Annotated in this window: 9 protein-coding genes; 3 read left to right on the forward strand and 6 right to left on the reverse strand. The window is 54.1% G+C overall.

All coding sequences use genetic code 11. The features are described from left to right. Positions 1-9: 9 nt before the first annotated feature. The 6 genes from Q4551_RS08580 to Q4551_RS08605 form a co-directional block, all read right to left on the reverse strand. The gene (locus tag Q4551_RS08580) at positions 10-1,278 is read right to left on the reverse strand and encodes an ABC transporter permease (RefSeq protein WP_303433138.1); all 1,269 of its coding nucleotides are present in this window, start codon (positions 1,276-1,278) and stop codon (positions 10-12) included. A 63-nt stretch (positions 1,279-1,341) separates the two neighbouring features. Further along, a complete protein-coding gene (locus tag Q4551_RS08585; RefSeq protein WP_303433139.1) occupies positions 1,342-2,397 on the reverse strand; it encodes a polyamine ABC transporter substrate-binding protein in 1,056 nt (351 codons plus the stop codon). Positions 2,398-2,420: 23 nt separating this feature from the next. Then, positions 2,421-3,575, reverse strand: a complete 1,155-nt coding sequence (locus Q4551_RS08590; RefSeq protein ID WP_303433140.1) for an ABC transporter ATP-binding protein — start codon at positions 3,573-3,575, stop codon at positions 2,421-2,423. Continuing rightward, positions 3,572-4,654 carry an aromatic ring-hydroxylating dioxygenase subunit alpha gene (locus Q4551_RS08595; RefSeq protein ID WP_303433141.1) on the reverse strand — a complete coding sequence of 361 codons (1,083 nt, stop codon included), beginning with the start codon at positions 4,652-4,654 and terminating at the stop codon, positions 3,572-3,574. The genes Q4551_RS08590 and Q4551_RS08595 overlap by 4 nt, the downstream gene beginning before the upstream one ends. Positions 4,655-5,486: 832 nt before the next feature. Then, positions 5,487-6,251, reverse strand: coding sequence for a single-stranded DNA-binding protein (locus tag Q4551_RS08600; protein WP_303433142.1), 765 nt, complete (start codon positions 6,249-6,251; stop codon positions 5,487-5,489). Further along, the gene (locus Q4551_RS08605; protein ID WP_303433143.1) at positions 6,235-7,608 is read right to left on the reverse strand and encodes an MFS transporter; all 1,374 of its coding nucleotides are present in this window, start codon (positions 7,606-7,608) and stop codon (positions 6,235-6,237) included. Before Q4551_RS08605 ends, Q4551_RS08600 begins: the two co-directional genes overlap by 17 nt. Before the next feature lie 260 nt (positions 7,609-7,868). On the opposite strand from Q4551_RS08605, the gene Q4551_RS08610 reads away from it, so the two are divergent. The 3 genes from Q4551_RS08610 to Q4551_RS08620 all read left to right on the forward strand — a co-directional run bounded on the left by Q4551_RS08610 (position 7,869) and on the right by Q4551_RS08620 (position 12,182). Beyond that, positions 7,869-8,537, forward strand: coding sequence for a LuxR C-terminal-related transcriptional regulator (locus tag Q4551_RS08610; RefSeq protein ID WP_303433144.1), 669 nt, complete (start codon positions 7,869-7,871; stop codon positions 8,535-8,537). A 220-nt stretch (positions 8,538-8,757) separates the two neighbouring features. Beyond that, positions 8,758-11,604: an excinuclease ABC subunit UvrA gene (uvrA, locus tag Q4551_RS08615; protein ID WP_303433146.1), complete on the forward strand. Its 2,847-nt coding sequence runs from the start codon at positions 8,758-8,760 to the stop codon at positions 11,602-11,604. Continuing rightward, positions 11,604-12,182, forward strand: a complete 579-nt coding sequence (locus Q4551_RS08620; RefSeq protein ID WP_303433148.1) for a tRNA-uridine aminocarboxypropyltransferase — start codon at positions 11,604-11,606, stop codon at positions 12,180-12,182. Before uvrA ends, Q4551_RS08620 begins: the two co-directional genes overlap by 1 nt. The last annotated feature ends 22 nt before the right edge of the window (positions 12,183-12,204 follow it).

Below are 12,204 nucleotides of genomic sequence, written 5' to 3' on the forward strand. Positions count from 1 at the left end.
CTTCTCCGGTTAGCCGAAGCGCAGGCGGTCAATACCGACCAGGCGATTAAAAATGAAGTAAAAGATGGCGGTGAAAATCACCAGGTAAGCCGATAATGCTCCAGCCAGGCCCCAGTTCAGCTGCTGGTTCGTCTGTATCGAAATCAGCTGGCTGATCATTTCATCACCTGCGCCACCGAGTAGCGCTGGCGTGATGTAGTAGCCCAACGATAGGACAAACACCAGAAAGCAGCCGGCACCGACACCGGCAAGGGTTTGTGGTACGTAGACCCGGATAAAGGCGGTCAGTGGCTTGGCACCCAACGACTGGGCAGCCCGTAAATAGACGGGTGATATGCCTTTCATGACCGAATAAATGGCCAATATCATGAACGGCAACATAATATGCGTCATGCCAATCAACACGCCGGTACGGTTGAAGACCAGCGGTATGGGCTGGCTTACCAGTCCGAGACCACTGAGCAGGCTATTGATTACGCCATTGGGTTGCAGCAATACATACCAGGCGGTGGTGCGTACCAGTAGCGATGTCCAGAAAGGGATGATGACCAGCAGCATCAGCTTGCGGCCTTGACGTGCGGGCAAATTCGCCAATAACCAGGCCACTGGGTATGCCAGCAGCAGGCACAGCAGGGTCACGCTGGTACTGATCCAGATGGTCCGGGAGAAGGCAGCGAGGTAGACCGACTCTTCTGGCGGCAGACTGGCCACACTCCCGGTCTTGTCGACATAGCTGTCTACCGCATTGAGCAGGTAATCAGGGGTCGGGGATTGTCCGGCACGCTTGAGTACGCGCCAGATTTCCTTGTCACCCCAGCGGGAATCGCTGGCCAGTAACGCTGCCTGAAGATCATCGCGTGAATCCCGTTTCAGTTTTCGTGCTGTTTTCAACAGCAAACTGCGCATGGCCGGGTTGTAAAAATTCATGCGTCGGGCAACCCGCCCCAGCTTCCCCTGTTTACTGGCCTGCACCAGGTCCTGTGCCATCGCGGCATAAATATCAGCACCAGGCATTGCGGCCTCATCCCAATGCTGTAACAGCTTGGTGGCCTCTGGCAGCGCCAGCGGCACTTCTGGATTTTGTACGCTGCGCAGAAGCAGAGTGCCGATAGGAGCAATAAAGGTAATCAATAAAAACAGCAGCAGAGGGGCGGCCAGCAATAAGGCTTTGCGTGATTCCTGCCGTTTTACTCGGCGATACGCCTGAAGCCGTTCGGCATCATTCAATGCGTCGGGTGCAGCCAGGCCACCCTCTGGCGTGGGTATAGTCTCATTCATACGGAACTCCGGGATAATGCAAGCATCGGTGCTGGCCACCGATTGGTGGCCAGCCGAGGTCTGTCAGCGAGCTAGCCACACCTGGAAGCGCTTGTTGATGACGTCAAAGTTATCGACCCAGAAATCCACATCAATCTGGACTGCATTCTTGAAGTTGGCATCAGCCGTTGGCAGGTCTTCGAGAATGTCCTTCTCAATCAATGGCAAAGCATTTTTGCGCGGTGGCGCGTAAGAGATGTAACGGGAGAGCTGGGAGGTGACATCCGCGCGAGATGCATAGGCGATGAACTCAAATGCCTCTTCAGCATTCGGGGCACCAGCCGGTACACCCCACCATTCATAATCGTAGATCTGTCCGTCCCAGACCGTGACAAAGGCACTGCCATCGTTTTTCACGGAATCATGAATACGGCCGTTATAGGCTTGCGTCATCACAACCGCGCCATCGGCAAGCAGTTGAGGAGCTTGTGCGCCGGATTCCCACCAGATGATATCCTGCTTGATGGCATCGAGTTGACGGAATGCACGGTCCAGCCCTTTTTTGGTTGCCAGGACGTCGTAGACCTTGTCTTTACTGACGCCATCGGCCAGCAGAGCCCATTCCAGCGTGCCTTTGGGGCTTTTGCGCAAGCCACGTTTGCCAGGGAATTTGTCCGTGTCAAAGAAGTCGCTGATCAGAGTGGGGCCAGTGGCCAGCGCCTCTTTGTCATAGGCAAATACGGTCGACCAGATCATGCTGGCAACGGCACAGTCGCCAATGGAGCCGGGAATAAAATCACTGGTGTCTCCCAGAATGGATTCATCCAGTGGCATCAGCAGTCCTTCATCGCAGCCGGCAACGGCGTCGTTGGACTCCAGATCAATAAGATCCCAGCTGGTATTGTTGGCCTGAACCATTGCAGCCAGCTTGGCCAAGCCGCCGTCATAGGCTTCAAGACTGAATTCAGTTCCTGTCGCTTTTGCATAAGGCTTTAAATAGGCTTCTTGCACAGCGTTCTCAAAGGCACCACCGTACGTGACCACCGATAACGTTGTCTCTGCATGGAGAGGCCCGGCAGCGAGTAAAGTGGCTAGCATTGAAGCGCCTGCCAGGAAATTGGTTTTGGGCATGGTTTTCATATCAGTCCTTCTATCAGTTAGAGTTAACAGGGAGAGGAGGTGCTTTGATGAGACGCAAGCAATGGGGATAAAACCTTGCAATCATCGATTCGCCAGGTGACGTTCACTGTACTTCCGGCAATTGGCAGGCAATGTTCCCGACTATTGGGGAGCTTACACAGTAGTCGATCCGACTCGCCCAGACGCAGATGAACACGATGGTGATCACCGCAGTAGACGATATCTTCCACCAGTCCTTGCACGCGGTTGCCGAGATTGAGGTCGCCATCCGCGATGCGAACTTGCTCCGGGCGAAGAAACAGCATTCCCGGTGTGTCCTGTCGCAGGTTCTGGCTGACGCCACCACGAATTTTTGTGCCGTTTGATAACGTCAAAGTGGCTGTGGCGTGATCGATCTCAGTAATCCGGCCATCGAGCCCGTTATTTTCACCAACGAAGTTGGCAACGAAGGCATTGTGTGGGGACTCATATAATTCATGGGCCGGCGCAATTTGCTGGATACGACCATCGAAGAACACGGCAACACGATCGGACATGGTTAATGCTTCGGATTGATCGTGTGTCACATAGACGGTGGTGAGCCCCAACTCACGGTGCAAACGCATTATTTCGTACTGCATTTGTTCGCGCAGGCGCTTGTCCAGCGCTCCCAGGGGTTCATCCATCAAGACCAGACTGGGCTCGAACACCAGTGCCCTGGCCAGTGCAACCCGCTGCTGCTGGCCACCGGAGAGCTGCGACGGGCGGCGGTTCGCCACATGGGACAGCTCCACCATATCGAGTGCCTGTTTGACCCGGGTTTTGATCTGCTCGCGTCCGACCTTGCGTACCGACAGGGCAAAACCTACGTTTTCCGCAATCGTCATATGAGGGAACAAGGCGTAGTTCTGGAAAACCATACCGATATCGCGGTTATAAGGCGGCAGATCATCCAGACGTTTGCCACCCATACGTATCTCGCCCTGGCTCGGCGTTTCGAACCCGGCCAGCATCATCAGGGTGGTGGTCTTGCCGGAGCCTGATGGCCCCAACAGTGAGACAAACTCGCCCTTGTTGATGGTCAGATTCAGGTCATACACCACATAGTCTCTGCCGTCGTATGACTTGCAGACATCGCTCAGATTGATAAAGGCTTGTGAATCCTGAGGCTGGTCGGCATGGTTCATTGCTACATTCATGCGCTGCCCACCTGCTCGCTAATATAGCGGGCGAAATCATAGAGCGGACGCTCCAGATGACTCAGTTGTCCGGCCTTGGCCAGCGGTGCGCGAACCCCACGCATTACCGCTTCAACCCCTGTGCGATCTTCGGCATTGACCACATCCAGCATGTCTTTCAGAGCGCTCAGATACTCGGCGGCTTTGGGATCATTGATGTATTCCGGTGCCATGCCGCCGCCAAAGCTTATGCTTACCTGATCGGCGCCGCGGGGTTGCAACACCAGATACCAGAAATATCCCGGCGTCAGGGTAATCAGATGGCTTGGATAGATAGAGATTAACGCCGATGTCTTGCGCCAATGGCCTTCGAGGTGGTGGTTGTCGGGATGGGCATTACCGATTGCCAGGGTCGCTTCCTTGGTAAACCAGTGATAATTGAACGTCGGGTGTCCAGGAGGGCATTCCACTTCACTCAGGCGTGTATGTGGTCCCACGGTCGCCTTGTGCACAATGGGCAAGTGGTAACTTTCCATGAAGTTTTCAGCCAGAATTTTCCAGTTGCAGTCCCAGACGTGCTCTTCGTGGAACGCCTCGACATAACCTTCCATATGGTAGTGTCCAACCAAATCGGCCAGCGCTGCGAGCTGCTCCTTGACCGGTGGCAGTGCTTCATTCAGGGTGATGTAGATCCAGCCTTGCCATTCTTCGCAACGCACAGCGGGCAACTGATAGTGACTTTTGCAGAAACCATTTTGCTGGTTCATCTGCGGGGCTCCCCGTAGTTGCCCTTCAAGGTTGTAGCCCCAGGCATGGTAGGGACATACAATTGAGCTGACGTTGCCTGTGCCTTGCAACAGCTCGGACATACGGTGCAGGCACACATTGGAGAGCGCACGTATGTGCTCGTTATTGTCACGCAGCACCACGACTGGTTGATCGCCAATAGTACTCGTCAGGTAATCCCCGACATTCGGCAAGCGCGATACGTGGCCAACGCACAGCCATTGCTTACGGAAAATATTGTTCTGTTCCAGATCGGTAAATTGCGCAGATGTGTACACCTCTGGCGGCATGGCTCGGGCATTCGTAAAATCCAAATCGCAATTCTCACGGAGAGCAGCAACAAGCTCACCGACTGGCTTTGGACTGTTCAACTGCGTCATTAGAGGCTCCTTGATTTAGAAGTTGAAATAGGCAACGTGTACCTCCAACACGTACAGCACCGGTGTGGCTTATGTGTCTGGAGGGAAGGCTTGAAATGAATAGTGTCCGACTGGAACTGATAAATAAAATATTAAAAATGTTCTTATAACATTTGAAAATAGTATTCAGATATGCGCCATTAATGTGCTCATTGCGCCATTTGTGTGCATAATTAAAACAAGACCGGAGGATATTAAAACCCATGATCAATGTTGTTGATTAAGCAATCAGCCAACGGATCTCAGGCTGTATTACAGTTCCCAGACAAGGCGGAAGCTTGATAAAAGAGAAGGCTGCTCCCCTGAATATAGCGGGATTCAGAACAGCGGAGCTGCTTCACTGACAAGGGTGTGTTGTGGCCAATGTAGCCAGGATATGCTTTCAGATTAATATCATTATTTAATAATTATCGCCGTTGCAGGCTATTAAATATGAGGTGCAGGTCCATGCGGGCAGCCAGCCCATAACAACGATATGTCGCGCTGCTGCTATCAAACAACGGATGTTATTGCATGATAAGTTCATGATTCAGCGTGCGATGGATATCGATATGTCTGGTTATCGGTTTTCGTGTTTATTGCCGTTTGTCAATCAGAGACGGCTGAATTTATTTATCAGACCGTACACCAGATAATACCCAATGTTTATCCTGGCTCCTGTGGAAATAACAAAGCCCTGTGGTTACAGGGCTTTGTTAGAGTTATTCAGCGTTATAAACAAGAATGACTAGAACGGAATATCATCGTCAAAATCATCAAAGCTGTTGCCCTGTTGTGGTGCCGGTGCTGCTTGAGGTGCAGGGGCTTGTTGATAACCACCGGGGGCTGGCTGCTGTGGAGCCCGTTGTTGGGGCTGTTGCGGTGCCTGCTGTGGTGCTTGTTGTGGCGGCTGTTGCATTGGTGGTTGTTGAGGTTGGGGAGCCGGTTGTTGATACGGCTGCTGATACCCACCCTGAGGGTTGTTATGCATGGGGGCTTGTGGTGGTGCTGGTCGCTGTGCAGGCTGTTGCGGCGCTTGCTGTGGTTGCTGGCCATAACCCTGACCTCCCATACCACCCTGGGCTGGTGGTGGAGTCGGGTTCATCATGCTTGCAGCCCCTTGTGGCGGGTAGCCAGCACCAGCGCCCATGCCGTTGCTCATGTCGCCACCATTGCTGTTGCGGCTGTCGAGCATCATCATGTCGTTACAGATGATTTCCGTGGTGTAGCGTTTGACGCCGTCTTTTTCCCATTCGCGGGTTCTCAAACGACCTTCAAAGTAGGCTCTGGAACCTTTTTTCAGATACTGCTGGCAGATTTCTGCCAATTTGCCGTACACGGTCAAACGGTGCCATTCGGTTTGTTCTACCTTTTGGCCGGTTTGTTTGTCGTTATAGCTTTCATCGGTCGCCATCGTCATGTTGGCAACGGCATTGCCATTCGGCATGTAGCGTACTTCCGGGTCTCGGCCCAGAGTACCAATCAGTGTCACTTTGTTAACGCTGCGACCCATGAGATTCTCCTGTGGTATGTGTAATGGCGCGTGCCAGTTCCTGATCAAACTCGCTGGCAGTCACTTTTAGATAAACAGCCTGCTCTTCTGGTAATTCGGTGAGTTCGGCGACGCCGTTGAGCGCCAGCAAAGCCCGGTGCTGATACTGGGATAATGGGCTCGGCAGAGTGATTCGCACACTGCTGAGGTGACGCGGAGCAGGTGTCATCAGCATCAGTAATCCCCATAACAACACGGCGGCAGCAAAAATGGCAAATACACTGCTTGCCCCCCAATGAGACAGCACCCAGCCACCGATAGTGCCACCGGCGAAGGCACCCAGGAATTGCATGCTGGAATAAATCCCCATGGCACTGCCTTTGGAACCAGCCGGGGCAATTTTACTAAGCCAGGACGGCAGGCTGGCTTCCATCAGATTAAAGCCGAGGAAGTACAACAGCATCAATACGGCCCAGTGCCATAACGAAACTGCTTGTGTCATCAACAGTAGAGCAAGCAGAATCAGAGCGGCAGCGATCAGTACCACATTTTTCATCTGACGGCGTTTTTCCGCAATAATAATCAGTGGAATCATCAGGCCAAAGGCCAGTATCAGTACCGGCAAATACAAGTAACTATGGTGCTCTGGTGGCAGATCAAGATTGCTGAGTTGCAACGGGATGGCGACAAAAATAGCCACCATCAGGGCATGTAACACAAAGATGCCAATATTTAATGGCCAGAGAGACTTGTTGGCGAGCTGCAGCCGCACTTCACTGAGCACGGCGACGGAGTCACGGTGGCGGGTTCGTGGTGGCGAAGGAATCAGCAGCAGGGTGACAGCAATACCGCCCAGCGCCAAAACACCGGTTAGCGTAAAAATCAGTGACAGTCCGCCAATGCCAGCCAGCCAGGGGCCAACGACCAGCGCGACCGAGAACGACAAGCCAATACTGGCACCAATAAAGGCCATGGCTTTCATGCGGCTCTGTTCATTGGTGAGATCGGTGACCAGTGCCATGATGGCACTGGCAATCGCGCCGCCTCCTTGCAGGGCGCGACCAATAATCAGGCCATAGACACTCTCGGCATTGGCGGCAATCAGGCTGCCAGCGGCAAAAATCAGCAACCCGGCGATAATCACGGGTTTGCGGCCAATACGGTCAGACAAGGCGCCCGCAGGAATTTGCAGCAGTGCCTGGGTCAAGCCATAGACCCCCATGGCCAGACCAAGCAGCTCGGGGGTGGCATCTTTCAGCGTCAGGCCGTCCAGCATCAGGACGGGCAGTACCATAAACAGGCCCAGCATACGCAGGGCGTAAAGGGCAGCGAGTGAGGCGATGGCGCGCTGTTGTGCAGATTCAGGTATGGCGGTCATGCGATGTCCAGTGAGAGGAGCCAGCCCTGGCTTCCGGGGTCGGTAACGGCAGTCGAGTTTAAAAAGTGCGCCAGTTTAACAGGAATAACAGCCAGTTTTCAGTAATGACGTAGGGGAGTTCGTGGTTCCGTTGGAATTTTTTGAAAACTAGGAATTGTGTCTGTTTCATGCTCTTTTTTTGAGCGTTTGATTGGGTAGAATTATTCTCAACCGTCATGGGCAGGGTATGCCGGTGGCAAGTCAGGTCAAGGAGAGACGTTATGGATCGGCAATACAGTACTGACAGGCGCTACATCCTGTTATTCGGACGCCAGAATCTGCAGAACGCGATATTGCTGGATTATATTCAGACCCACCTTGGGCTGCATGCCCAGCTGGTGCATAAACTGGCCTGGCCCCCCGCGCATTTTCCTGCTGATGGACAGACTTTGCTGATGTTTGACACCGATGGTGTCCGGCCAGAGCGGCTGGCCAGAATCCTGGATGAGATTTATGAGGCCGATGCCGTGTCGCTGATCGGGTTATTTAATGTGCCGGAGCATCATGCACTGGAAGAGTTTATTTGCTGGCCGCGAGTCAGTGCCCTGTTTTATCGTCATACAAGCCAGAGTCTGCTGTTTGAGGGTATCAAGGCCGTGTTTAATGGCGAATTATGGCTGCCTCGCAAGTTGGTGAATGATCACCTTGAGCGGACGCGGCAGCGGCCACGGGCGCTTGAGCCGCCTCCTGTGTCACTGACGGGGCGGGAAGCTGAAATTCTGCATCTGGTAGAAACGGGTGCCACCAACCAGGATATCGCCGATGCCCTGGAAGTCAGTACCCATACGATAAAAACGCATCTATACAATCTGTTTAAAAAAATAGGCGTCAAGAACCGGGTGCAGGCCATTAACTGGGCCAAGGAGCACCTCAGCAGTATCACTGTCTGATTGGCAGGTTAAGCTGGATGGCTACCGTATTGCTGGGGATTGCTGGCGACTTCCGTTGCATTAATGGTGCAGCAATCGTGTATCAATGGCGCATCAATGCTTGATACGGAAGGCATGGCAGCGTTGGATGGCGGCTCTGTTGCCCGAATAAACAGATCAATCCTGTATCTGGGCACAGGTTCTATTACAATAGCGCTTTTGCCTTGGTGTAAAGAGCTGCATGGACAAGATTCTGGTCAGGGGTGCGCGCACTCACAACCTCAAAAACGTTGATCTGGATATTCCACGCGACAAACTGGTGGTGATTACTGGCCTGAGCGGGTCGGGTAAGTCCTCGTTGGCATTTGATACGCTGTATGCCGAGGGGCAGCGCCGTTATGTTGAGTCGCTATCAACCTACGCCCGCCAGTTTCTGAGTGTGATGGAGAAGCCCGATGTCGATCTGATCGAAGGGTTGTCCCCGGCGATTTCCATCGAGCAAAAGTCCACCTCGCACAATCCTCGTTCCACGGTGGGTACCGTCACCGAAATCTACGATTATTTGCGCTTGCTGTTTGCTCGTGTCGGCACGCCGCGTTGCCCGGATCACGGGGTTGCCCTGGAAGCCCAAACCGTCAGCCAGATGGTTGATGGCATCCTGACGCTGGCGGAAGACAGCAAGCAGATGATTCTGGCTCCGGTGGTACGTGACCGCAAAGGTGAGCATGCCAATATCTTCGATAGCCTGCGGGCGCAAGGGTATGTGCGTGTACGTATCGATGGCCGTATCTATGATCTGGACGATACCCCGGATCTCGACAAGCGGCGCAAACACAGCATTGAAGTGGTCGTCGATCGCTTCAAGGTCAAACCCGGTCTTGAGCAACGGTTGTCGGAATCCATCGAAACCTGTCTGGAACTCAGTGGTGGCCTGGCGCTGGTGACACCGATGGATGACGACGATGCCGAGCCGTTATTGTTCTCATCACAATTTTCCTGCCCTCATTGTGGTTACAGCCTGTCGGAACTGGAACCCCGGTTGTTTTCGTTTAACAACCCGGCTGGTGCCTGCACCACCTGTGATGGTCTGGGGGTCAAACAGTTTTTTGATCCGGACCGGGTGATTACCGACCCGAGCCTGTCGATTGGCGAAGGGGCGATTCGTGGCTGGGATCGCCGCAGCGTCTATTATTTTCAGCTGCTGAGCGCCGTCGCCGAGCATTATGGCTTTCAGCTGGATGTCCCCTTTGCCGAATTGAGCGTGCAGGCCCAGGAACAACTGCTGTACGGCAGTGGTGATGAAGAAATCGGTTTTGTGTATGTCAATTCACGCGGCGACCAGATTCGCAAACAGCATCCTTTCGAAGGGGTGTTGCCCAACCTTGAGCGGCGTTATCACGAGACCGAATCACAAACCGTCCGGGAAGAGTTATCCAAGTACCTGAGTGTACAGCCCTGCCCGGATTGTGGTGGCTCGCGCTTGCGCCAGGAAGCCCGCAATGTCTTTATTGAAGACAAGAACATCCATGCCTGTACCAGCATGTCGATTGAAGATGCCCACGCCTATTTTAGCCAGCTGGTGTTGGCGGGTAACAAGGGCGATATCGCCGAGAAAATCCTCAAGGAAATCCGCGAGCGATTACGCTTTCTGGTGAATGTCGGGCTGGAATATCTGAGCCTGAACCGCAGTTCCGATACCTTGTCTGGGGGAGAATCCCAGCGGATTCGTCTGGCTTCCCAGATCGGTGCCGGGCTGGTGGGAGTCTTGTATATTCTGGATGAACCTTCCATTGGTTTGCATCAGCGTGACAACGACCGTCTGCTGCAGACGCTGTTTCATTTGCGGGATCTCGGCAACACCGTGTTGGTGGTAGAGCACGATGAAGATGCCATGCGCAGCGCGGACTATCTGATCGATATTGGCCCCGGTGCCGGTGTGCATGGCGGTCAGGTGATTGCCCAGGGGACGCCGGCACAAGTGGCAGCGGATCCGAACTCGGTGACGGGGGAATACCTGTCGGGGGCACGGGCTATCCAAGTGCCGGAAACACGGACGCCGTACCCACTGAGCAAGGAACTGAAACTCAAGGGTGCTCGTGGCAACAACCTGAACGATGTTGACCTGACCATTCCGCTGGGGCTGATGACCTGTATCACCGGGGTATCCGGCTCAGGCAAGTCGACGCTGATTAACCGGACTCTGTATCCGCTGGCAGCCACGGCCCTGAATGGCGCCACAACACTCAAGGCTTCTGAACACGACAGCATTCAGGGGCTGGGCCTGCTCGACAAGGTGGTCGATATTGACCAAAGTCCGATCGGTCGTACCCCGCGTTCCAACCCGGCCACTTATACCGGTATTTTTACCCCGGTACGTGAGCTGTTTGCCGGTACCCAGGAAGCCCGTTCCCGTGGTTACAAGGCTGGTCGTTTTTCCTTTAACGTCAAGGGTGGCCGCTGCGAAGCCTGTCAGGGTGACGGGGTCATCAAGGTGGAAATGCACTTTCTGGCTGATGTGTATGTGCCATGTGATGTCTGCCACGGCAAACGTTATAACCGTGAAACACTGGATGTGCGCTACAAGGGCAAAAACATCCACGAAGTGCTGGATATGACGGTAGAAGATGCCCGCGACTTTTTTGATGCCATCCCGGCGGTGGCGCGTAAATTACAAACCCTGATGGATGTTGGCCTGAGCTATATTCGATTAGGGCAGGCTGCGACGACCTTGTCAGGAGGCGAAGCGCAACGGGTCAAACTGGCGAAAGAGCTGTCGAAGAGGGATACCGGCAAAACCCTGTATATCCTTGATGAACCAACCACCGGGTTGCACTTCCACGATATTGAGCAGCTGTTGGCGGTGCTGCATCGCTTGCGTAATGACGGTAATACCGTGGTGGTGATTGAGCATAATCTGGATGTGATCAAGACCGCGGACTGGGTGGTCGATCTTGGCCCGGAAGGCGGTTCCAAAGGGGGGTATATCATTGCGGAAGGTACGCCGGAAATGATCGCCGCGAGTGAACAATCCTACACTGGCCGTTTCCTTGAACCATTGCTGGACGTGGCCAGGCAACGCCAGAGCTGATGGCCGGGCGGTTGATTTGTCGCGCTTGTGAACGCCCCGTCAGCGTCTGTTTGTGTGAGGCGCTGGTGCGGCGGGAAGCGCCACTGGATCTGGTGATCTGGCAAGATCCGAATGAAGCGCGGCATCGTTTGTCGACGGCGCCACTGCTGCATAAAAGCATTATCAACAGTCGGCTGGTGGTGGCGGACCGGTGTGACCCGGTCGCTTTGCTCGGGCCAGACTGGCATCAGAATACGGTGCTGTTGTTTCCACTGGAGGGCAAGCCTGAATGCCCGTTAGACCAGGCTCGGCAGTGCCGGCAACTATTGATACTGGATGGTACCTGGCGCAAGGTCAGGCGCTTGCTGTTGTTAAACCCCTGGCTGACCCGTCTGCCACATTTGCAGCTCACTCCGGCAGAGCTCAGCCGTTATCACCCCATTCGTAAATCCCCCCGGCCGGATGGCCTGTCAACGCTGGAGGCTGCGGTGGCAGGACTGAATCGCCTGCAGGGGACATCTGGGTTTGATGACGTGGTAGGGGTACTCGACCGGTTGGTGGAGTTGCAATTAGCGGCCCGGAAAACACCGGGCCAGTAAGTGCGGGCTAATCCGAGCTCAA

Origin of the sequence: Oceanobacter sp. 5_MG-2023 (assembly GCF_030548165.1) — a bacterium.
Lineage (GTDB): Bacteria > Pseudomonadota > Gammaproteobacteria > Pseudomonadales > Oceanobacteraceae > Oceanobacter.

Bases quoted from the DNA above. Each gene is read 5' to 3' on its own strand.
- Q4551_RS08585 (WP_303433139.1), bottom strand. From the start codon at position 2,397: ATGAAAACCATGCCCAAAACCAATTTCCTGGCAGGCGCTTCAATGCTA.
- Q4551_RS08620 (WP_303433148.1), top strand. From the start codon at position 11,604: ATGGCCGGGCGGTTGATTTGTCGCGCTTGTGAACGCCCCGTCAGCGTC.
- Q4551_RS08600 (WP_303433142.1), bottom strand. From the start codon at position 6,251: ATGGGTCGCAGCGTTAACAAAGTGACACTGATTGGTACTCTGGGCCGA.
- Q4551_RS08590 (WP_303433140.1), bottom strand. From the start codon at position 3,575: ATGAATGTAGCAATGAACCATGCCGACCAGCCTCAGGATTCACAAGCC.
- Q4551_RS08610 (WP_303433144.1), top strand. From the start codon at position 7,869: ATGGATCGGCAATACAGTACTGACAGGCGCTACATCCTGTTATTCGGA.
- Q4551_RS08580 (WP_303433138.1), bottom strand. From the start codon at position 1,278: ATGAATGAGACTATACCCACGCCAGAGGGTGGCCTGGCTGCACCCGAC.
- uvrA (WP_303433146.1), top strand. From the start codon at position 8,758: ATGGACAAGATTCTGGTCAGGGGTGCGCGCACTCACAACCTCAAAAAC.
- Q4551_RS08605 (WP_303433143.1), bottom strand. From the start codon at position 7,608: ATGACCGCCATACCTGAATCTGCACAACAGCGCGCCATCGCCTCACTC.